Annotated in this window: 21 protein-coding genes; 18 read left to right on the top strand and 3 right to left on the bottom strand. The window is 36.1% G+C overall.

The window, feature by feature from the left end; all coding sequences use genetic code 11:
- Nucleotides 1-2: 2 nt before the first annotated feature.
- The 9 genes from cyoE to MYP_RS22965 all read left to right on the top strand — a co-directional run bounded on the left by cyoE (nt 3) and on the right by MYP_RS22965 (nt 11,528).
- Nucleotides 3-896 (top strand): heme o synthase, encoded by an 894-nt coding sequence (gene cyoE, locus MYP_RS23005; protein WP_045469056.1) that lies wholly within the window; start codon nt 3-5, stop codon nt 894-896.
- 8 nt (nt 897-904) lie between these two features.
- Entirely contained in the window at nt 905-1,501 is a 597-nt protein-coding gene (locus MYP_RS23000) for a cytochrome c oxidase subunit 3 (RefSeq protein ID WP_045469053.1), read from the top strand.
- A 20-nt stretch (nt 1,502-1,521) separates the two neighbouring features.
- Nucleotides 1,522-2,265: a cytochrome c oxidase subunit 3 gene (locus MYP_RS22995; protein WP_045469050.1), complete on the top strand. Its 744-nt coding sequence runs from the start codon at nt 1,522-1,524 to the stop codon at nt 2,263-2,265.
- A gap of 26 nt (nt 2,266-2,291) precedes the next feature.
- Nucleotides 2,292-2,657, top strand: coding sequence for a cytochrome C oxidase subunit IV family protein (locus MYP_RS22990; protein ID WP_045469047.1), 366 nt, complete (start codon nt 2,292-2,294; stop codon nt 2,655-2,657).
- 7 nt (nt 2,658-2,664) lie between these two features.
- On the top strand, nt 2,665-3,327 hold the full coding sequence (locus MYP_RS22985; RefSeq protein ID WP_045469044.1) for an SCO family protein: 663 nt from the start codon (nt 2,665-2,667) through the stop codon (nt 3,325-3,327).
- Complete coding sequence (locus MYP_RS22980; RefSeq protein ID WP_045469041.1) at nt 3,311-3,913, top strand: DUF420 domain-containing protein; 603 nt, start codon at nt 3,311-3,313, stop codon at nt 3,911-3,913. The genes MYP_RS22985 and MYP_RS22980 overlap by 17 nt, the downstream gene beginning before the upstream one ends.
- 13 nt (nt 3,914-3,926) lie before the next feature.
- Entirely contained in the window at nt 3,927-4,205 is a 279-nt protein-coding gene (locus MYP_RS22975) for a hypothetical protein (protein ID WP_045469160.1), read from the top strand.
- 40 nt (nt 4,206-4,245) lie between these two features.
- Entirely contained in the window at nt 4,246-7,962 is a 3,717-nt protein-coding gene (locus tag MYP_RS22970) for a sensor histidine kinase (protein ID WP_045469038.1), read from the top strand.
- 110 nt (nt 7,963-8,072) lie between these two features.
- On the top strand, nt 8,073-11,528 hold the full coding sequence (locus MYP_RS22965; RefSeq protein WP_045469035.1) for a hypothetical protein: 3,456 nt from the start codon (nt 8,073-8,075) through the stop codon (nt 11,526-11,528).
- A gap of 7 nt (nt 11,529-11,535) precedes the next feature.
- Here MYP_RS22965 and MYP_RS22960 read toward each other — a convergent pair whose 3' ends face one another.
- Together MYP_RS22960 and MYP_RS22955 are read right to left on the bottom strand one after the other, a co-directional pair.
- On the bottom strand, nt 11,536-12,294 hold the full coding sequence (locus MYP_RS22960) for an ABC transporter ATP-binding protein (protein WP_045469032.1): 759 nt from the start codon (nt 12,292-12,294) through the stop codon (nt 11,536-11,538).
- A 3-nt stretch (nt 12,295-12,297) separates the two neighbouring features.
- Nucleotides 12,298-13,026 (bottom strand): MlaE family ABC transporter permease, encoded by a 729-nt coding sequence (locus MYP_RS22955; RefSeq protein ID WP_045469029.1) that lies wholly within the window; start codon nt 13,024-13,026, stop codon nt 12,298-12,300.
- 82 nt (nt 13,027-13,108) lie between these two features.
- On the opposite strand from MYP_RS22955, the gene MYP_RS22950 reads away from it, so the two are divergent.
- From MYP_RS22950 to MYP_RS22925, 6 genes are all read left to right on the top strand, one after another.
- Nucleotides 13,109-13,819, top strand: a complete 711-nt coding sequence (locus tag MYP_RS22950) for an SDR family oxidoreductase (protein WP_045469027.1) — start codon at nt 13,109-13,111, stop codon at nt 13,817-13,819.
- Between the two features lie 1,019 nt (nt 13,820-14,838).
- A complete protein-coding gene (gene ispG, locus MYP_RS22940; RefSeq protein WP_045469021.1) occupies nt 14,839-16,848 on the top strand; it encodes a (E)-4-hydroxy-3-methylbut-2-enyl-diphosphate synthase in 2,010 nt (669 codons plus the stop codon).
- 4 nt (nt 16,849-16,852) lie between these two features.
- The gene (locus MYP_RS26475; RefSeq protein ID WP_197060171.1) at nt 16,853-17,029 is read left to right on the top strand and encodes a DUF6728 family protein; all 177 of its coding nucleotides are present in this window, start codon (nt 16,853-16,855) and stop codon (nt 17,027-17,029) included.
- Between the two features lie 4 nt (nt 17,030-17,033).
- Entirely contained in the window at nt 17,034-17,387 is a 354-nt protein-coding gene (locus MYP_RS22935) for an MmcQ/YjbR family DNA-binding protein (protein WP_045469017.1), read from the top strand.
- A gap of 14 nt (nt 17,388-17,401) precedes the next feature.
- Nucleotides 17,402-18,562, top strand: a complete 1,161-nt coding sequence (locus MYP_RS22930) for a WG repeat-containing protein (RefSeq protein WP_045469015.1) — start codon at nt 17,402-17,404, stop codon at nt 18,560-18,562.
- A gap of 213 nt (nt 18,563-18,775) precedes the next feature.
- A complete protein-coding gene (locus MYP_RS22925) occupies nt 18,776-19,225 on the top strand; it encodes an REP-associated tyrosine transposase (protein WP_081990644.1) in 450 nt (149 codons plus the stop codon).
- A 1,157-nt stretch (nt 19,226-20,382) separates the two neighbouring features.
- Here MYP_RS22925 and MYP_RS22915 read toward each other — a convergent pair.
- Nucleotides 20,383-20,775, bottom strand: a complete 393-nt coding sequence (locus MYP_RS22915; protein ID WP_045469006.1) for a hypothetical protein — start codon at nt 20,773-20,775, stop codon at nt 20,383-20,385.
- Nucleotides 20,776-21,000: 225 nt separating this feature from the next.
- Between MYP_RS22915 and MYP_RS22910 the strand changes: the two genes are divergently transcribed.
- The 3 genes from MYP_RS22910 to MYP_RS22895 all read left to right on the top strand — a co-directional run bounded on the left by MYP_RS22910 (nt 21,001) and on the right by MYP_RS22895 (nt 23,325).
- A complete protein-coding gene (locus tag MYP_RS22910; RefSeq protein WP_045469004.1) occupies nt 21,001-21,393 on the top strand; it encodes an Imm7 family immunity protein in 393 nt (130 codons plus the stop codon).
- A 520-nt stretch (nt 21,394-21,913) separates the two neighbouring features.
- Nucleotides 21,914-22,219: a hypothetical protein gene (locus MYP_RS22900; protein WP_045468998.1), complete on the top strand. Its 306-nt coding sequence runs from the start codon at nt 21,914-21,916 to the stop codon at nt 22,217-22,219.
- A 242-nt stretch (nt 22,220-22,461) separates the two neighbouring features.
- Nucleotides 22,462-23,325: a HEPN domain-containing protein gene (locus MYP_RS22895; protein WP_052430452.1), complete on the top strand. Its 864-nt coding sequence runs from the start codon at nt 22,462-22,464 to the stop codon at nt 23,323-23,325.
- Nucleotides 23,326-23,402 lie beyond the last annotated feature (77 nt).

The raw sequence follows: 23,402 nt of genomic DNA, 5'->3' as shown, positions 1-23,402 counted from the left end.
AAATGCAGTCAGTAAGTAGATTAAATATTCTTCACCTGGTGGGATTTAAATCTAAGGAGTATTTTAGATTATTAAAGTTCCGTCTTTCCCTTACAGTGGTTTTTTCTGCGGTTATGGGATATATTTTAGGTGGAGGAAAATCCATGGATTGGACTTTATTTGGAATATTTGCTCTTGGCGGGATGTGTCTTACAGGAGCAAGCAATATTCTGAATCAGGTTTATGAAAAAGATTCGGACAAATTAATGGATCGCACCAAAAAACGTCCGGTTCCTACTGGTAGTGTAAGTGTACCTGAAGCTATATTTCTCGCCTCTGTTTTAGGAGCTTTGTCAATATTCCTATTTGCCGAATACTTCAATTTTAAAACTGCTATTTTAGGTTTTGCATCATTAGTATTGTATGCCTTTGCCTATACTCCTTTAAAAACTAAAACACCATTAGCAGTTTTTGTAGGGGCTATTCCTGGGGCATTACCTCCAATGATTGGATGGATAGCAGCTACAGACAAATTTGGTTGGGAACCAGGTATATTGTTTGGAATTCAATTTTTCTGGCAGCTTCCTCATTACTGGGCTATTGCCTGGGTATTGGATGAGGATTATCAGAAAGCAGGTATAAGATTATTGCCGAATGCAGGAGGAAGAACTTCGGAGACAGCTTTTCAAATAATGATTTATACTTTATTCTTAATCCCATTAGGGTTTATGCCTTATTTTTTAGGTATGACCGGAATAACTTCTGCTATTGTAACTTTAATTGCGGGAATCTTATTTCTGGCTCAAACCTTTTATCTAATGAAGGAGTGTTCCAAAAGAGCAGCATTGCTGATTATGTTTGGATCTTTCCTTTATTTACCAATAGTACAAATTGCTTTTGTTTTGGATAAGGTATAGTTAAAAATATGAATCAACACGAATTAAATTTACAATCAAGCGAGCCTCAGAAGCCGCTGTCAATGCATCCGAAAAAGTTCGCTTTCTGGCTTTTTCTTGTGACAATCTTGATGATTTTCGCTGCATTAACTAGTGCGTATATTGTGAGAAGGGCAGACGGAGGATGGTTGGAGTTTGAACTCCCTTCAATTTTCTGGCTTAACTCTGTTATAATCGTTTTAAGTTCAGTGACAATGCAGCTTGCCTATTTTGCTGCTAAAAATGATAGCCTCGAGAAAACTAAATTATACTTGTTAATTACCAGTGTTTTAGGTTTAGCCTTTTTAGTGGGGCAATTTTATGCTTGGGGAGATCTTGTAGAAATTAATGTTTTCTTTGGAGGAAAGGGGAGCAATCCTTCTGGTTCATTTCTGTATGTATTGACGGGTTTGCATGGTTTGCACCTGGTTTCTGCAGTAATCTTACTTTGGGTAGTATTTGCTCAAAGTTTCAAATATAAAGTTCATTCAAAGAGCATGCTTGTAATAGAATGCTGTACAACGTATTGGCATTTCCTTGGTGGACTTTGGATATATTTGTTTGGATTTTTATTACTTAACCATTAATTTTTCATAAAAATAACAACATGGCAACAACAGCAGTCATTGACGAAAAAGAAAAAAGAAGTTTGTGGGGTGGAGGTGCTGAACCCCTTAAGGCAAGTTACGGAAAGCTGATGATGTGGTTTTTCCTGCTTTCTGATGCTTTAAGCTTTTCCGGTTTATTAATTACTTACGGTTTAAGCAGATTTGCACATAATGCATATACAGGGAAAATAGCTGATTTTGTACCTTCAGCGGATTATTGGCCCGTGCCTGAAAAAGTGTTTACACACATTCCTTTTACTCATGATCCGTATCCTCTTGTATTTGTTGGAATTATGACATTTATCCTTATTATGAGTAGTGTTACAATGGTTCTTGCTGTTGAAGCGGGTCATAGAATGGATAAAGAAGAAGTATTGAAGTGGATGCTTTGGACAATTATTGGGGGGGCTGCCTTTTTAGGTTGTCAGGCTTGGGAGTGGACAATTTTCATAATAGGAGACAAAGGAAGAATGTTGGCTGACGGAACTATGTTCTACGGTGCTAATCTTCATCAAAATGAATATGGTCCTGTTTTATTTGCAGATTTGTTTTTCTTCATCACAGGTTTCCATGGCACGCACGTATTAAGTGGAGTTATCATTAATATGATAGTATTCTACAACGTAGCTATCGGTACTTATGAAAGACTCGGACATTATGAAATGGTTGAGAAAGTTGGTCTTTACTGGCACTTTGTAGATCTTGTATGGGTGTTTGTATTTACTTTCTTCTATCTGGTTTAATTTAAATATTTAAGTGATATAAAATTATGGGACACGGTCATCATACAACAGCACATGCTCCTCAGGTGCTTCCAAAGGATAAAGAGAAAATTAAAAAAATCTGGATGACAGCTCTTATCCTTGCGGTTGTAACTGCAATAGAATTCTTATTAGCATTTACAATGGAAAGAGGTGTATTACTTACATCTATATTTGTTCTTTTAACGTTCGTAAAATCTTTCTACATAGTAGCAGAATTTATGCACCTTAAATATGAGACGAAAACTTTAATCTGGTCGATTGTAATACCAACGCTTTTTATCGTTTGGTTAGTAGTGGCACTATTAGTTGAAGGAGATGCGATATTGCACTTCAGAAATCTTTGGCAATGGTATACTGGCTTAGGTAAATAATCAGATAATGAATAAAATTATTAAAACCGGTATACTAGCTTTACTTCTGGTAATACCGGTTTTTCTATTTCAGTATTTTAAGTTCTTTGGGAAAAATCATTATAAACTTCCTGTTTTCTTCGCAACAGATTCAGTTTTAAATGATAAAGGACAATATACTATCACAGAAGCGCACGTAATCCCTGATTTTTCATTTAAAAATCAGGAAGGGATAGTAATTAAAGGGAAGGAAATCAAAGGAAAAATTCTGGTTGTGGATTTTTTCTTTTCTCGTTGCCCGGGAATTTGTCCTCAAATGACAAATCAGCTTATCAGGGTACAGGAAAAATTTAAAGAGGATCCTCAATTTCAGATTCTTTCATTTACTGTAGATCCTGAATATGATACTGTTGCGGTATTAAAATCTTATGCCCGCAAATATGGGGCTATTCCCGAAAAATGGAATTTTCTGACCGGAACTAAAGATTCTATCTATACTCTCGCCCAGAAAGGATTTTTCATTACAGCTATGGAGGATAGAGAGAGACCTCTTGATTTTATTCACAGTGAGAAACTCGTTCTAGTAGACAAAGAAGGGAGAATCAGAGGATATTACAATGGAACAGATTCTGAAGAAGTTGATCGCTTAATCACTGAAATACAAGTTCTGCAATATGAATACGCAAATTAATCCGGTTATTGAAAAAAGGGATAATCTCTATCTGATTATCATTGGTATACTGTCTGTGGCAGTACCAGTATTGGTTTCTGTGCTATTTTACCTACCACAAACAGGAAAGCTAGGAGATTTAGATGTTTCCTTTTTACCTCATCTCAATGCAGTATTAAACACTTGTACCTCTCTTGCTCTTTTGGCAGGGTTTTACTTTATAAAATTTAAAAAAGATGCAAGACTACATAGAACCGCAATGCTGGTTGCTTTTTGTCTTTCAAGTCTTTTTCTTATTTCATATGTAATTTATCATTATCAAGGACCGCAAACCAAATACGGAGATATTGATGATAATCTTGTATTGGATGCGGCTGAATTAGCTGCTGTTGGTTTTACCAGAACTATTTATATGTTTATTCTTGTTACGCATATTATATTGGCAGCAGTCGTTGTGCCCTTTGTTTTATTTGCTATTTACTTTGGAATATCTAATCAGTTCGCAAAACACGTGAAAATTGTAAAATGGACTTTCCCGATCTGGTTGTATGTAGCGATTACAGGGGTTATAGTATATTTAATGATTAGTCCTTATTATGGAGCTTAAAATTTCTGTCAGTATGAAAAAGGTGATCTTTGTTTTGATGCTTGTTTTTGTAGTAATGGTAGTCGGGTCAAGTGATCTGCTGGCCCAATGTGCTATGTGTAAAGCTACAATAAAGGATAATGTTGAATCCGGACAAGGTATAGGACAGGGTTTGAATAAAGGTATTTTATACCTCATGAGTGTCCCATATATTATCGGTAGCTTTATCGCTTTTTTCTGGTATAAAAGCAGTAAAAAGAATAATGAAAAGCAGCAGTTCCTGGATAAAATCAAATCAAAATTTGCCAAATAAATCTTCGTTATATTAATGTATACCTCTTACGATTGATACTTTGAAAAATCTTTTAAGAAAGAACGTATTTCTATTTTTATCCCTCCTGTTTTTTCTATTATCATTAGTAACCTGGAATTTTTTTAATAACAGCAGCGAAACAATCAATAAAAAGAAGATTGTTAATACTATTTCCGGTCAAATTGAACTTTTTCTGCAAAAAAATGAAAAGTCTTCAGAGCTTCTGTTTAAAACCCTTGAAAATAAATCCAGATATTCATTTTCGAGTTTAAATATACCATCTGATTATCCTTATTACATATTCAAGAATAAGCAACTTATTTATTGGTCTGACTTCAGGTATGTTCCTCTTTATGATCATGTAAAAGGGGAGTATTCCGAAAAAGTTCTATTTCAGAAGACAGGGAAATACCTTGTATCTCAAAAGAAATTGGTCACTGAAAAGGATGTTTTCGAAGTTTATTTTTTAACACCTGTTAGGGCATATATCAATCAGCCGGCGACATTCAATGATATGGTTGCTTTCAAGCCAATCATAAATGATAATAACGTACGTGTTCTGGCTAATCCGGCCAGTGACCCTGATCTAAATATATATTCTCCTCAGAAGGAATTTCTGTTTTCTATTGAGTTTTTTGAAATCAATAAAATTAAGAGTAGCTCTCTGCTATTCACCTATATTGTCCTGAGCTTCCTTGCTTTGGCTTCGCTTGTTACCGCACTTTACAGAGTAGCATTAAAAATTTCTGAAAAGAATTTTGATCTTGCTACTGTAATTCTTGTGTTCAACCTTCTGGTGATAAGAATTGCGATGTTATTTTTAAATTATCCTTCATTTTTGTCGGATTTTGGCCTCTTCAATCCAAAGTATTTTGCTTCATCTGTTTTGTCTCCTTCGTTAGGTGACTTATTGCTAAATTTTATCTTCCTTTTTCTGACTGGACTTTTTGTATTTATGAACTTCCACCGTTCAAGATTATTACAAAAGGCGAATAACCTTTCCGATATTTTCAGAAAGGCATTTTCAGTAGTTTTAATCGTTATAGCTTTACTGATTCAACATCAATTTTTCTTTATCTTAAGAGCGATTTCGCTTAATTCCACATGGTCAATTGATATAACAACGGATATTAGTTTCGGCTTTTTCCGTACCTCGTCAATTGTTGCTTTTGTTTTTGCTTCTATAAACCTGTTTTTATTACTGCATTTGATTGTAAGGGTGTTGCAGTTTTTCTGTGATAACCAGATTTTAAAAATAATCTGGGCTAGCATCATTGCCTGGTCTATATTTTCAGTATTCTTTTATTTTACTCTTGATGAAATTTCTATATCAGTAAGTCTGGCCTGCCTGGTTTATATATTGGTTATTTCATTCCTTAAGCTTCCAAGGCAGTTTATCAGATTCCGTTATGGAACTTATATCTATCTGATATTTTCCGGATTGCTGTCGGCCTTTACTGCTGCAGTTTCTATCTATGTGACCCAGGAAGAAAAAGAGGTAATAAGGAAACAGAAATTTGCCTCTCAGTTAGTAATAGATAATGACGTATTAGGTGAATATCTTTTGTCGGATGCTTCTAAGAAAATAAAAGAAGATATCTTTATTAAAAGCAGACTTGTCACACCCTTTTCTTCAAAAGATATTATAGAACAAAAGATCAAGAAGATTTATCTTTCTAACTATTTTGATAAATATGATGTAGCTGTTTCTGTATTTGATGCCTCAGGGGACGTCTTTGAAAAGAAATCATATTATGCAAACTACTTTGAGTTGTTGTCAGAGCTAAAGAAAGGTCAGCACAGAACGGAGTATAAGAATATTTACTTTCAAAGGGAAAATCTGAAGGATGGTTTCAGAAGATATATCTGTTTTAACGAAATTGAGAAAAATAATGTCATTATTGGGTATATCATTATTGAATTGAAGCATAGAAAGATCATTCCCAATAGTGTATATCCTGAGTTATTCCTTGATAAAAAAGTCTTTGAAAACTTTGATAACAAGAATTATCATTATGCTGTATTTTCTGACAGTGCTTTATTATATAGTTCGGGTAATTTTAATTATGATAAAAACCTTCCTGTTATTGACCTTTCCAATAAAAGGATTTATAACGAAGGGGTCAAACTGAAAGGCTTTCACCACCTTGCTTTCAGACCGGGAAATGGAAAGATCATAGTAGTCTCTTCTCCTGAATATGCTTATGCAGATATATTTTCCAATTTTTCATTTCTGTTTCTTATCCTTATAGTCAGTATACTATTATTCATAGTGGGATATGCTGTTCTGTTCAGGTTTAAAAAAGACACCATGAGTTTATCGGCAAAAATTCAGATTTACCTGAATATTGCCTTTTTCCTGCCTCTGTTCATAGTAAGCGTTATTACACTGAGTATTATCAGTAATACTTACAGAGAAAATCTTTATAAAGCATTTATCAAAAAAGCAGAAAGCATTAGCGGTAATATATCAGTTTACCTTGAGGGGTATAAAAAGGATATTTCGAAAAAGGAAAAACTGGAAAATACAGTGCTACAGGTGTCACAGTTTACTGAGTCTGATATTAATATTTTTAATAATGGAGGAAAACTACTGATCTCCAGTCAGCCTGCTATTTATAATGCCGGAATTGTATCTGAGATGATGAATCCCAAGGCATATTCAGGTATCATTGAAACCAGAAAAAATGTAGTGATGCTTACCGAATCTGTTGGAAAACTTAACTATAAAAATGTCTATGTAGCTATACGTTCCTTTGAAACAGGGAATTTGCTGGGGATTCTGAGTATACCTTTTTTTGAATCGAAAGCAGAGCTTGAAAAGCAGGTAATTGAAGTATTGACGACCATTATCAATATTTTTGTCACAATCTTTATTGTCTTTATTGCATTGTCTTATTTTGTAAGTCACCTTCTGACCAATCCTTTGAAAATTATTACGCACAGGATTCGTCGTACCTCCTTCGGTGAGGAAAATGAACCTCTTGAATGGAAATCGAAGGATGAAATAGGGCTACTTGTCGGAGAGTATAATGAAATGCTTGTCAAGCTGGAAGAGAGTAAACGCGCACTTTCCAGAAGTGAAAAAGAGTCGGCCTGGAGGGAAATGGCAAAGCAGGTTGCTCATGAAATTAAAAATCCGCTTACTCCAATGAAACTGACAATTCAGCACCTTCAAAGAATGTTGAAAGATGAAGCGGACAATGGAAAGGCTGTCACCCAGAAAAGTCTGAATACTCTTCTGGATCAGATTAATAATCTGAATGAAATCGCTACTTCATTTTCTTCATTTGCCAAAATGCCTAATCCTAAATCTGAAAGGATTGAAGTGTCCGGAATTGCGGAAAGTGTGGTAAACCTGTACAACAATAGCAAAGATGCCATCGTTGAGATTTTTAAGGAACCTGGGAAATATTATGTCATAGGTGATGAACAAGCTATGAATAGTATTTTTACTAACTTGATTCTGAATGGAATCCAGTCTGTGCCTTATGAGCGTAAACCTCATGTCAAAGTCATTTTCAGTGAGGAAGATTCTAAAAATCTTTTGATTGAAATCCGTGACAATGGCTCCGGAATTCCTGAATCTGTGAGAAGTAAAGTATTTATACCTAACTTCAGCACTAAATTCAGTGGATCGGGTATCGGTCTTGCGGTTGCCAAAAAAGGGGTAGAACATGCAGGGGGCAAAATCTGGTTTACAACTGAGGACGGAATCGGGACTTCATTTTTTATTGAATTGCCATTAATTCATTGATCTGAAATTTTCAAGAGCATAGGTCGCATGTTAATCAGTTTGGTTACTTGGGTTAACTTTACATGCAGGTTATTCATTTGTCTAAAACATCATTTGAATAACCAGGTGGAATGAATTATCAATACAGGATACTTGTACTTTATTTTTTTTTACTGTCAACTTCTGCTTTTAGTCAAATAGATAACAAAAGGTGCAAGTGGGTTAAGTTCACGTCTGATCCATTTGTTCTGGATTCAGCAGCAATTTTTCCGGGATCTCTGAGGGTCGTTTATCCGGCTACGGGAACCGTCATAAGTCTGGAAGGAGAAACGGTAAAACTAAAATCGGATAATGCCCCGGACTCTGTGTTTGTATGTTATCAGATTTTTCCTTTCAATATTACTAAGCCTGCATTTAAAAGAGATCGCAAAACATACGATTCGGGATCTTATTACCGTGAAGATTTTACCTATAGGTATGGCGCACCCCAGACCAAGGAAGAATTGTTTTCATCACCGGGTCTGAATAAATCAGGTAATATCAGTAGAGGAATATCTTTCGGAAACAACCAGAGCGTTTTTGTAAATTCGGTTTTGAACCTTCAGCTCGAAGGAAAACTTTCTGAAGATGTCTCTATCACAGCTGTAATATCGGATCAGAATATCCCTTTTCAGCCTGAAGGTAATACTCAGCAGATTCAGGAGTTTGACAAGGTATATGTTCAGCTTCAAAGCAAAAATGCCTCTCTCATTGCCGGTGATGTGGTAATGAAAAATAAAAATTCAAATTTCCTTCGCTATTACAGAAATGTACAGGGTGTTCAGGGTGATTATTTTTTTAAAAAGGATTCTACAATTTCTTCTGTTACTTCAGTGGGGGCTGCCCTTTCTAAAGGAAAGTTCTCCAGTATGCAATTTGGATATGGTATGCCTAATGAACTTCTGGAAGGAGTGCAGGGGCCTTATAGGTTAAGGGGACCCAATGGGGAAAGGTTTATTATAATCATGGCCAACTCTGAAAGAATTTATCTTGATGGAAGATTACTCACCAGAGGATTTGATTTTGACTATATCATAGATTACAATCAGGCTGAAATTACTTTTACCAATAACATTCTTATTACAAAGTTTTCCCGTATCAGGGTTGATTTTGAATATTCTGACAGAAACTATTCGAGGAGTATTATAAATGCTAGTCATCATCAGACTTACAAGAAGGCTGATGTTTACTTTAACTTTTATCAGGAAAAAGATAATCCTCAAAAACCAATCAACTATGAACTTTCCAATCAGGATAAATATTTTTTAAGTCTGATTGGTGATTCGATCAATAAATCCTTTATTCCCGGTGTGGATACTGTCTCTGAGTTCAGCACTACCAAGGTGCTTTATAAGAATATAGGTACACAGACTAATCCTGTATATGCCTATAGCACCAACCCGGACAGTGCATTGTATCAGTTGAGCTTTACGCAGGTGGCCATTGGTACTGGAAGTTATGTGCAGGACATCAATACGGTAAATGGAAGAGTCTATAAATATGTAGGACCTGGCAATGGTAGTTATTTACCTGTGTTGCTTGTGGTAACTCCAAAGATGAAAAATATGGCTACTATTGGAGGTGGTTATGCTTTAACCAAAACAGACTACGTCTTTGGCGAGATTGGATTTTCCAAAAGTGATCTGAATTTGTATTCATCATTAGATAGTGAGGATGATAAAGGAAAGGCTTATAAAATTGGTTATATCAATAAAGGCAGGACTTTTACCGGAATACCTTCCTACAAACTATCTGGAACAATAGATTACGAATATGATGAACAGGACTTTGCTTTCATAGACAGAATCAGATCTACAGATTTTGACAGGGATTGGAATGCGAATACCGATCTCAAATCTTCGGATCATATATTTAACACTTTCTGGTCTTTTGCCAAAGATCCTGCAAATGCATTCACCTATAAATTCAGTCGCAGAGACAGGGGAAATGATGTAAAAGGAAGTCAGCACGCAGCTTCGGCGAACAAATCATTCGGTAATCTGCATCTAATGTCCAATATCTTTTATATGAATAACAATACGGCTTCCAAAGAAGCTAATTGGAAAAGATTTAACCTGAATACTTTCTATACTACAAAATATCTTGTTCCGGGAATTTCTTATACGGAAGACAAGAATATTATAAAAGATTCTTCAGGGAAAATCATTGCTTCCAATATGTATTACGATGAACTGAAAATGTATGTTAAAAGCAGTGATACAACTCAGATTACTTACTTTGTCGACTATAGTCTCAGGAATAATGAACGGAACTCAGACGGGGGGCTTTACAAGGATAGTAAGTCTCAGACAACCAATGCTGGCCTTTCAGCAAGAATTAATGATAACAATCAGGTAAATCTGATTTCAACATACAGGTATCTGAATAACTACATGATTGGAGGTATCCGGCTGCCTAATGAAGAAACTGTAATGGGCAGACTGGACTGGAACTCTGATATATTGCAAAGGCATATTCGCTCCGAGCTGACGATTACAACAGGCACAGGACGGGAATTAAAAAGAGAGATTGCCTTTATTCCTGTTGTGACAGGGCAAGGTACGCATGTCTGGGTAGACTTGAACAGTGATAAAATTCAGGATCTGAATGAGTTCTTTGAAAAAAAATATGATGATCCGAATGGAGAGTTCATCAAGACATTTGTTCCTACAGATGAGTATATTAAAGCTTATACAAATACCTTCAACTATCGCCTTGATGCAAGTGCTCCCAGAAAGTGGGCTTCTAATCCCAAAAGAGTAAAACAGTTTTTCTCAAGGTTCTCAAGCTTTTCCTCCTGGACTGTCAATAAAAAAATAACTGACGGTGATTTGATGAGAAGGTTTGTCCCTGTAAGCAATAATATAGAAGATCAGAATATATTGAGTATCCAGGAAGCCATCCGTTCTACATTGTTTTACAACAGATCGAATCCGAAATATGGTTTGGATCTTAGTTATCTGGTGAATGATAACAAACAGTTTTTAGTACAAGGTTTTGAACGAAAGCAAAACTATGAATTGAAGTTTAATTCAAGAGTAAATATCAACAGCTTCTCAAGCTTTAAAATGCAGGCAGGGTATGGTTTAAAGAAAAACAATTCAGATTTTCTTGCCAATAGAAATTATGAAATTCAGTCTTACAAAATTAGTCCTGAAGCAGCATATCAGCCCAAAAATAACCTAAGGGTGACTGCACTTTTGGGATATACCAATAAAACAAATATATTCTCAGGATCGGAAGGGGAAACAGTACTGATTTATGAATCAGGTCTGGATGTCAGGTTTAACAAAGTATCCAAAAGGACTATCAATGCAGTGGTGAAATATTTGAATATAAAAAGTGATTTTAAATCCACAAGGCTGAATTCTCCATTGGGGTATGAAATGCTGGAAGCATTGCAGCCTGGTAATAATTTTACCTGGACTTTCAACTGGCAGGAGCGACTGGCAAATGGATTGCAGCTTTCTTTTAACTATGAGGGAAGAAAAGCGGGAGAGAATAAGATGATACATATAGGCAGAATGCAGATTTCTGCCTTATTTTAAAGAAAGACTATTTGTCTTTCTTCGTTTTCATATCTCTGATCAGTTTGTTAGCAAAAATAAAATCCTGTAGCTCTTTTACCTCAGTATCCAATAGATCTTTGTTGCTCCCTTCCCATACTTTCCGGCCTTTGTAGATGAACATAATATGTTCGCCTATCTCAAGCACAGAGTTCATATCATGAGTAACTACAACTGTAGTAGTATTATACTCTTCCGTAATATCCTTGATCAGATTGTCAATCTTAATGGCTGTCTGAGGATCAAGACCGGAGTTTGGTTCATCGCAAAAGAGGTATCTGGAGTTCATCACAATAGCTCTCGCTATCCCAACTCTTTTCTGCATTCCTCCACTGATTTCTGAAGGAAATAGCTTGTTTGCATTTTCAAGGCCAACTCTTTTAAGGCACTCGTTTGCCCTGTCCAGCTTTTCATCACGCTTCATAGTAGTAAGCATGTCGAGGGGAAACATAACATTTTCTTCCACTGTTTTAGAATCAAACAACGCGCTGCCTTGAAAAAGCATCCCGATTTCTCTTCGGATTGATTGTTTTAATTCAGAGTCCGCATTTGTAAAATCACGTCCGTCAAAAGTAATACTTCCTTCATCCGGTTTTATCAAACCAACTATACATTTAAGCAAAACGCTTTTACCCGTACCACTGGCCCCGATAATAAGATTGGTTTTACCCTTAACAAATTGACCGTTGACGTCAATAAGAACTTGTTTGTTATTAAAAGACTTGGATATATTTTTTATTTCAATCATGACTTAAAGTAAAAGTTGAGCAAGAAGATAATCAGCACAAAGTACAGCTATACAGCTGTTTGTTACAGCTTCCGTGCTGGATTGTCCTACTTCCAGAGCTCCGCCTTTGGTAAAGAATCCCTGATAAGATGAAATTGATGAGATCAGAAATGCAAAAACCAAAGATTTGATAATTGCAAAGGTGATATTGTATCCGGAAAACTGATAACGAATTCCGTAGATATATTCTTTTTCTGTAATTACTCCTGTAAGCACACCTGCAAGGTATCCTCCATATATTGATAGGAAAGCTGCAATTATTACAAGCAAAGGAAAGGTCAATATAGCTGCAATGATTTTTGGAAGGATTAGGTAAGAAGCTGAATTAATGCCCATTACCTCCAAAGCATCCACTTGTTCGGTGATTCTCATAGTTCCCAGTCCTCCTGCGATATTAGATCCGACTTTTCCGGCCAAAACCACACAGGTAATGGTAGGGGCCAGTTCAAGAACTGTCATATCTCTAACAATAGTTCCGATAATGTATAATGGAATAAGCGGGCTGACAAGATTGTAAGCAGTCTGAACCGCAGTTACTGCACCTATGAAAGTGGAGACAATTACGACTATAAATACAGAATCAATACCGATGAGAATCGCCTCATCTACAATTCTTTTAACATAAACATTAAAGCGCTCCCGGTTTACTAAAAGAGTGCTCAATAAAATCAGGTATTTGCCGAAGCTTTTCATTAGAAGCTTAATTTAGCTACGAAATTAATTATATTTCAAAAAAATAGTATAAAAAGCATAATTATAATATAAGTTGGATAATATGAAAAAGGTTATTGTGGTCTCTGGTGGAACCCGGGGAATAGGTAAAGCGATCGTTTTCAAATTTGCAGAAGAGGGGTTTGACGTCATCACATGTTCGCGTAACGCAGATCAGCTTCAAAAACTTGAAGATGAGTTCGTCAAGAAATTCCCTGGTAATAAATTGAATTGTTTTCAGGCCGATTTATCCAAAAAGGAGGAGGTAACTTCTTTTGTCAGAAAGATTAACGAAGTAGCTAAAAGAATTGATATACTGGTCAATAACACGGGTGTATTTCTTCCGGGGCAAATACACAAGGAAGCAGAGGGAGTTCTTGAGGTTCAGATTGAAACAAATCTTTACAGTGCCTATAACCTGACACGTGGTCTTGTTCAGGGAATGATCAATGAAAAAAGCGGGTATATTTTTAATATTTGCTCTACTGCAAGTATTACAGCTTATACAAACGGAGGTTCCTATTGTATTTCAAAATATGCCATGTACGGAATGACAAAAGTGCTGAGGGAGGAAATGAAACCTTATGGTATTAAAGTTACAGCAGTTCTTCCGGGAGCGACATTAACTTCCAGTTGGGAAGGAGCTGGATTGCCGGATGAACGTTTTATGAAACCTGAAGATGTGGCGGATGTCATCTTTTCCACCTATAGTTTGTCGAAAAATACGGTTGTGGAAGAAATTCTTTTGCGTCCTCAAGAAGGGGATATCAGTTAATAATTTACGATTGTAAATCTTTCTTTTATCTTAATATGGGGAAATAATGATCTGAAAACCGGATACTTATTTCCCTTTATTTTTTTAGTTTAGAATTGTAAATCAGTTAAAGTTGAGGGAAGGAATATATTTTTAAAAAATTGATAGACAGTTTAGATGCTTAAACTTTTCAGACTACTTAAAAATGGAAATTTACAATTTTAACCAAGTGACAATTGTAAATCATTACAATTGTAAATCGTTGTAGTATTTAAAATATACAATTATTAATTTTGAACAGGGATTCATGGGATTAATGGATAGACAGGATTTTGTTGACATAATTTTGCTGTCATCCTAAGAAATCCTGATTCAAACTATTTCTCTGGAGGATAATCCTAAAGGTTAGGGAACTATTATTTATATTTGTTTAAGCTGAAAGCGAAATGCTTAAAGTAAATGGTATAAAAAGAAGAGCTTCTTGAGTGAAATTAGGAGAATTTTATCCTGAGCTTGCGAAGGATAAATTGGAGTTCTTAGCTCGAAAATTGGAGTTCTTAGCTCGAAAATTGGAGTTCTTAGCTCGAAAATTGGAGTTCTTAGCTCGAAAATTGGAGTTCTTAGCTCGAAAATTGGAGTTCTTAGCTCGAAAATTGGAGTTCTTAGCTCGAAAATTGGAGTTCTTAGCTCGAAAATTGGAGTTCTTAGGATGAAATTGAAGATCGTGCTTTCAAAAAGAACAAAATTGTAATATCTGGCAAATTGAATATTTAAATTGCAAATTATTTTGTGACTATCAGATCCTCCGCAGGCTCTGGATGACAAAGAAAGCGGATGGAAGTATTAACAGTTTTCCTGGATCTCGATTGGAATTATTTCCCGCTCCCGTCCTGTTTCTCACAGGACGGAATCTTTCCAAGAGAAGGAAATAAAATTGCGAGATCAAAAATTAAATAAAAACAATACATGTAAAAGTACTTCTCCATCAGGAGAAGGATTTAGGATAAGATTAAAATTATTAATAAAAATACACGCTCTCAATGGGATCAATTGCTCCTTTAATTAAAGCCGGTTCTTACAAATACAACGACAATCTGACTCAGTATTCGCGTCGAAAAACCATCGAGGTGAATATTGGGGATGTACCTATGGGGGGAAACAACCCCATCAGAATCCAGTCCATGACGACAGTCGATACGATGGACACAATGGGTTCAGTAGAACAGGCCATCCGTATGATCAATTCAGGATGTGAATATATCCGGATTACCGCCCCAAGCGTGAAGGAAGCTCAGAACCTGGAAAACATCAAAAAGGAACTTAACCGCAGAGGTTTTTTTGCTCCAATTGTTGCCGACATCCACTTTACTCCGAATGCTGCAGAGTTAGCTGCTCGCCTTGTAGAAAAGGTCAGGATCAATCCGGGAAATTATGCGGATAAAAAGAAGTTTGAAACAATTGAGTATAGCGAATCTTCTTATCAGGCCGAACTGGAGAGAATCAGAGATAAATTCATTCCGCTTATAAATATCTGCAAGGAATATGGTACTGCTATGAGAATAGGTACCAATCACGGCTCTCTTTCAGACAGGATATTAAGCCGTTACGGAGATACACCTCTTGGAATGGTGGAATCTGCTCTTGAGTTTGTGAGAATTTGCGAAGAGCTGAACTATTATAATATCGTCCTGTCCATGAAGGCCAGCAACACTCAGGTAATGGTGCAGGCTTACCGCCTTCTGGTACAAAAGCTGAACGAAGAAGGTCTGAAACCTTATCCGTTGCACCTTGGCGTTACAGAAGCTGGAGAAGGAGAAGACGGAAGAATAAAATCTGCAGTGGGAATCGGTACTTTACTGGAAGACGGTTTAGGAGATACAGTAAGGGTTTCTCTTACTGAAGACCCTGAATTTGAGGCACCAGTTGCCAAAATGCTTGTAGACAGATACAATATCAGAGCTGGCCACAATTCAATAAAACCGATTGCTCATGACGAAAGTCCTGTCAATCCATACATGTATCAGAGAAGAGATACAAGAGAAGTGATGAACATCGGTGGTGGCAATGTGCCGAGGGTGATCATTGACTTCAGCAAAGTCTCTGATAAGAAAATGGATGATCTTAAATCTATCGGTCATTTTTATATGCCTTTGCTGGATAAATGGAATATGAACGATCAGGGGGCTGACTTCATTTATACAGGAAACAACAAAGTACCTTTCATGCTGCCTAACGGTCTGAAGGAAATTCTGAACCACTCTGTATGGTTGAGAATGGACGACAGAATGAATATATTTCCATTGATTACGCTGAAGGATTACTTCTCAGCAAAGCCAAAACATAAGACGCTCAATTTTATTCAGCTTACCATAGAAGACCTTGATGATGAGGTGATGGATAAACTGAGAGATGATCTTACTGCAGTCCTGATCATAGATACATTTAACCTCCATGCCCTTCCAGAACAAAGAAGAGCCATATTCGAACTGATGATCAATGAGGTACCGGTACCTGTGATCCTTATGAGAAAATATCCGTCAATGGAAGATGAGCAATTGCAGCTTTATGCAGCAACAGACTGTGGCGGTTTATTAATTGATGGTCTTGGAGATGGAATTTTACTCAGTACAGAACTTGTTAATGTTAAGAGCAAGGACCTGCATCTGAAGCTTCTAAAAACCCTTAATACAACCTCTTTCGGAATCCTTCAGGCTGCCAGAACAAGAATGTCGAAGACGGAATACATATCCTGTCCTTCATGCGGCAGAACGCTTTTTGATCTTCAGGAGACAACTGCCATGATCCGTAAAAGAACAGATCATTTGAAAGGTATCAAAATTGGAATCATGGGCTGTATCGTAAATGGTCCTGGTGAAATGGCAGATGCTGATTACGGTTATGTTGGAGTGGGGAAAGGCAAGATTGCTTTATACCGAGGACAAAACGTGATCAAGAAATCTGTCCCTTCTGAAAATGCAGTAGACGAGCTCATAGAGTTGATCAGAGAAGATGGAAAGTGGCTTGAACCAAATTCAACAATATTAGAGTAGAACCATGAAATTTAAAGACTATTTTGCATTAGGATCATTGTTCGGATATTTCTTCAGAAAAAAAGATCCGAACCGTCCGAAGAACTTCAACCTGAAAGCAATGCATGCAATTAACAAGCTGGCAATGCTGATGTTCCTCATATGTGTGATTATAATTATCTTCAGAGCTTTATTCAGGTAGTCCATTGAATATTGAAGATTTCAGATCGTACTGTCTGGCCAAGAAAGGCGTTACAGAAGAGTTTCCTTTCGGAGAGGAAACTATGGTGTATAAAGTGATGGGCAAAATGTTTGCTCTGGCCGACGTAGATCTTTTTCAAAGTGTGAATCTGAAATGCGACCCTGAAGAAGCGGCGCTCCTCAGAGAATCTTATCCTGCCATTCAGCCCGGTTATCATATGAATAAGAAACACTGGAATACTGTAGAGATGGATGGATCTCTGGATGATAAATTTATACGAAGACTGATAGATACATCATACGACCTGGTGGTAAAGGGCCTTACCAAAACTCAGAAAGAATTATTAACTAAGCTTTGATTAAAATTTAAGAAATGAAGAGAGGTGCTCTTTTTTTAGCTGTTGGACTGCTTTTTTCTCTTGCCGGCAACGCTCAACCGATTCCATTTAAACAAGGGGATAAATACGGATATAAAAATAAAACTACCGGTCAGGTAGTGATCAATCCGATTTACGACAGAGTGGTTCCGTTTTCGGAAGACAGGGCATTGGTCAGAAGACAAACAAAGAACTACTTTATAGATCAGGAAGGAAAAATCAAAATCGTTCTGGATTATGATTCTGTGCTTTCATTTTCGGAAGGTTTTGCAGCTGTAAAGAAAAATGGTACCTGGGGATATATTGATAAACTGGGTTTAGTAAAAATCAAACCACAGTTTCCGGAAGCATCTTCTTTCAGTCAGGGAATGGCTGTTGTGAAAAAGGAAGGTAGTTATGGATATATTGATAAAACCGGGAAAGTTGTCATTGCACCTGAATATGGCAATGCATTTGAATTCTCCAATGACCTTGCTGCAGTGAGCAAAGATGGAAAGTTCGGCTACATCAACCAGAAAGGAAAAGTAGTAATACCATTTACTTATCAGGAAGCTGGTAACTTTATGGAAGGAGCTGCCATTGTAAAGAAAGGTGATGCTTATGGAATGATTGATAAGACAGGTAAAGCTATATTACCGGTAGAGTATGAGTGGGCCTCAATGTTCTCTGACGGACTGGTAAGAGTTCAGAAAAACAAGAAGTGGGGCTTTGCAGATAAGACAGGATCAGTAGTAATACCATTGAGCTTTGACTGGGCTTCGGACTTCAAAGATGGACTTGCCAAAATAAAAGTCGGTAATAAATACGGCTTCATTAACAAAAGCGGAGCAGAAGTAATCAAGCCAATCTATGACTGGGCTGAAGACTTTGATGGTGATGTGGTGATGGTTGTAAAGAACGGAACCTGGGGGGCATTAAACAGAACAGGAGAGACCGTAGCTCCATTCAAATACAAAATAGTAAGACCATTCTCTGAAGAAAGAGCCATCGTTATAGAAGGTGGTAAATATGGTTATATAGACAATAAAGGAAAGCTTGTAATTCCTACTGAGTATGACTATGCTTATGACTTCGTAAATGGATGGGCAGAGGTGGTGAAAGATGGTAAGTCAACTTTCATTGATTTGAAAGGGACTTGCGTGAAGTATTGTAAGTAGTTTTGAGTTGAAAGTTAAAAGCTCAAAGTTTTTTCTTGAAGGGGAAAAGGCTTTGGGCTTTTTTTGTATTCCAGTGGAATCAGATCTTCCCGTGGTGTCAGGTCTTTCGACCTGACACTCTATCTCCCTTGTTATCATTTTTGATATACAAAAAGATAAATTTCCATTTCATTTTCTAAATTTGGTAAATCATTTTTTAAAACGACCAAAGCTATGGGATTGCGAAACCGCTATTTATATAAAGAGCACAATTGCTTTTTTGTAACAACAACTTGTGTTAATTGGTATCATTTGATTAGGTTTTCAAACAGCTATGCTCTGATTGAAGATAGTATGACATTTGTGTGCGATAAATACAAGTGTTTAATGTTAGGATATGTAATTATGCCAAATCATGTTCATTTTATATTACATTTTAATGAGAACAATAATTTGTCAAATTTAATTAGGGATTTTAAGAAATACACGTCTGTTAAAATAAGGCAGGCACTGGAAACAAAGGAGCTTAACTTATTAAATGATTTAAGAATTGTAAAAGAGGGGAGAGTATTTCAAATATGGAAAGATAGATTTGATGATGTATATCTTGCTGATAAAAACCTTCTAGAAACAAAGTTAGATTATATTCATCTCAATCCATTACAAGAAAATGGAGTCTTGTAAAATTACCGGAAGAGTATCCTTACTCAAGTGCTATGTATTATAACTGCAATAAACAACCAGGACTAAAAGTTTCCGATTATAGAAATTATTTCTAATCAAGTGGTAATTTAAAATGTGTCGGGTCGAAAGACCCGACACCACATAAAATGGTATGATTTTACATTTGGAAATCGAACAAAAGAAATTGAAGTAATACTAAAAGATATTAATGAAAATGATTTAGTTGAAAAGTGTATGGCTTTAACACGATTTGTTAAGGATATTGATGCGTATTCTGTATATTATGAAAATTAAAATTTAAATTGTGTCGGATGAAAGAGCAGACACCACAAGAAGTATATTGCAGAGGGAAACTTTACAGAAGCGCTCCAGCAGAGTTAGGCATAAAATAATAGAAGAATGAAAAAAGTAAGTCAAAGTAAGTGTTTTGCTATAATTCTATCAACATTGGCATTCAATACTTTTTTGTTCGGAATAAATTATATTAAGACCTATATTCCCTTTAGCCTGGTCCTTATTTTACTATTTATTATTTTCTTAATTTCATTAGGATATGGTTTGCTGTTCATTTATTTAGTACTAGTCAATTGGAAGCAGTCATACTTTTGTGCCAAATTATTTGCTTTAGTTAAATTAATAGTAATACTCCTAATTGTGTTTATAAATTTCATATCATTTAATGGTGCTTTAGCCATGGTTTTAGGTATTACAATATTTTGATGAGATATAAATTCTCTTCCGTGACCTGTTCTGCGGCAGGGTACTAACTAAATAGAAGCTTTCAATAAAAGATAATTTAAAATAGAGAAAAGATCCAACAGAGATCATAAAATATTTCCTCCATAGATCCATTCATCAAGGCTGGACGCGATTGTATCACATGAAATCTATGATAGAGGGATATTTTTAGAATGTAAAGATGCATATTTATAAAGCGAATTCACATTTGTAATGCGAGAGCTTGAGAAAAGATTTAGAACTTGGCAGCTTTTCGAGCTGGGAGTTTTTTTTATTTTGAAATAATGAGTGCTGTTGTAGAGTATAGTACAGTAGGGCATGCCATACAAAAGTGCGCCAGGTTAGTCCCCCGACCTATTGGCAACTTAGAAGTATTCTTAATACTTATCTAATTCTAAAACCTCATAGCTTTGGAGAGATCAATCCAAGCTATCGAGCCAGGTTTCTGCTTCCTCTGCTGTTTTGAAGCTTCTTTTGGGGAAGTTGGTAGACTGCGCCAGGGAATCAAGTTGAAACTCGGTGATGTCATTTTGGATGATCTCAGCTACTTTGGTTAAGCCAGCAGCCAGTGTAAGCTTTTGGGCTTCGGCATGGAGCATTTTTACGTCTTGTGGGTGGGTTTTCATCTCTGAGGCATCGGTGAGGATGCTGAAGCCAGGCTTTAAATCTTCCAAGGCCTTTTTCCAGTCGTTGAGGTACTCAGGCACAGCGTCTGTATTGCGCCAAAAGCCTATGAGTTTGAGGTAGGCTCTGTTTTTGGACGTAGATACTGATAAACTATATGCTTTGTTGTCCGCAATGATTTTTTTCATTATATAAAAAATTTGTTAAAGATTTTACGGAATGGGGAAGGCTAGAGTTTAGAAAATAGGCATTTAGAGTATTATTACGGATTAAAAATCCAATGATAGGAGCTAAAATTACAAATTTCGAAGAGCGGTTCAGAGACCTTAAATTGTTTCTTGAAGCATAACTGGGATAACAAATGACATTACTATAACTTATAGGTCCTTTTCATAATACGATACAAATTCAATATGGTAAATTATCACGGATGGATTAAAATTGCTTATAGCACTGATGGTGAGAATGAAGATAAACTTAGGGGAAATGTGATTAATACAATCAGTTCTAGGGTCAGAGAGATAGATGCAGATAATCGAATATTAGTTCTAAAAGTTCTAAATGGTTATTTTCAGGTAACTTTGGCTGGCTATACCAATCATTGCTCTATTGATGTGGATGAAGCTATCGGGTTGTTTGAATTAATAAGGGATCTAGCAGAAGGCTCTTATGGATTATTATATGTATGGAATGATGAGGATGACAATTATTATAATCAATATAGAGTACTAAGATTAGCAAGAGTGGAACTTAAATGGTTTGATGATCCATTTCTCTCTCCTTGTAATCCTGTAATCGAGGAATAGAAGGCCACTTCTCTGGTTTGAGGCTTCTGAGGAGAACGATATCGGCAATAGCTAAGAGGTTTTTTTTAATTAAATAATTGATTTAAGGTTTATATTAACCATTGCAAAACAGAGAAAAGAGGACCAGTCCTATTGACTTACGTATTATAATGAAAATAATATTAAATTAAGCTTCTTAAATGAATTATCTAGTCTAATGGTAAAAGTAAACAAATACCTGATTTGGATAGGATTAGTTGTCCTAGCTATTGGTGTTATTTATGAAATATTTTTTGCTGGAATACCATATCAAGATGCACCCGACTATTTAGTTGCAGAGTATAATCGGCATAGTATTATTGCGGAGAGAATTTTGATAACGGGCTTGTTGATGACAATCTTAGGTCTAGCTATCCGGATAGTGACAAGATTTAACCGGGGATAACGAATGTTTTCCTGTTGTGTTACGCCTTTCAAGTGAAAAGAAATAAAATAATGAGTGTTGTTACAACTTTAATACTAGTTTGTTCTTATTCTGAAGATGAGGAGTGGATCTTTAAAGCAAATTAATCAGTATGAATATTATGGAAAAAAGTTCAGAATTATTTCTATTAATGATTCAAGCTTGCCCAAAGCTTGGTATGGAGGCGATAAGTATGCTGAAGCCAGAATTTTTATTGGGGCTTATAATAGTTTAGATTTAGCAGATTTTCTTAGCTATTTAAAGAGAAATGTAAAGTGGGAGTTTCCAGATTGGGTTCAGTTAATTGTAAAAGAAGAAATAGATTTTATGTTTAAAATAATTACGTTTAATGACGATAGTTTAATTGGTATCCCAGTGGAATAAATGTCCAGCTGGCCTATATTTATTTCCTTTACAGGTTGTCGTGCGATTGTATTTGTTGAAATTTTATGGTGTAGAGGCATGAATATTAGTATTCGCATTTTTATTGCAAATGGTTTTAAATTGAATTGGACTTGCAAGTTTTTTGCACCCCGCTATTAAAACCTCCCTCCATTTACCCCATTTTCTTATCAATCTCAAAGTTTTTTTTTATAAATTCATGTTTATTAATTGAATTCAGTATTTTGAAAACCAGCCTAGAACTCCTGCCGGAGCACAAAAGAGAAGAGTTAAAGCTCATCACTGATCATATTGTAGAGCAAATGCAGCCAGATTATGTTTTGCTTTTTGGCTCGTATGCCCGTGGTAACTGGGTGGAGGATGAGTATACCGAAGACGGTATTCTTTATGGATATAAAAGCGACTATGATATTCTCGTAGTTACAGAGACCAAGCTCGATAATGCCTTATCCAATAAGTGGAGAGAGCTTGAGAAATATGTTAGTCAGTTACATACTACGGCTCCGGTAAATCTTATCCATCATAGTTGGGGATATCTGAAAAGAGAACTTGCTCATGGAAGCTATTTTTTTATAGATGTTGTGAAAGAAGGTATTATTCTTTATGACAATGGAAGAAACATTGATTCTCCTATTGCAGTTCCGGAGTTTATAGATCCTGAAAAAGTAAAGGCAAGAGCTAAGGAAGAATATGATTTGTGGTTTGAAAGTGCGGGAGAATTTTTAATAGATTTTAATAATGCTTTTCAACGGGAAAGCTACAAGAAAGCAGCTTTTGAACTCCATCAGGCGACAGAAAGATATTATACTGCCTTGTTATTGGTCTTCACAGGATATAAAGAAAAGATCCACGATATAGAGGAGCTCGGAAGCCAGGTTGAAGCCATCAGTGCTGATTTTAAAAATGTTTTTCCACGTCTAACCCCTGAACAAGACGAACGATTTAAGCTGCTCAAGAAAGCTTACATTGACGCCAGATACAAAAAGTCATACTCCATAAGCAAAGAAGATCTTGAGTATCTGAGTGAGAGAGTAGAGGTGCTGCGGGATTTGGTAAAAACAAAATGTGAAGAGAGGATTAGGAAGTAAAGAATCAATAGCATTTAGGTGGCATAATGAATATCTGTAATAAACTACCTGGATTAACAATTTCTGATCATAGAATT

Source organism: Sporocytophaga myxococcoides (assembly GCF_000775915.1).
Classification (GTDB): Bacteria; Bacteroidota; Bacteroidia; order Cytophagales; family Cytophagaceae; genus Sporocytophaga; species Sporocytophaga myxococcoides_A.
The sequence above is the reverse complement of the archived record's forward strand: the minus strand, read 5'-3'. Positions and strand labels throughout refer to the sequence as shown.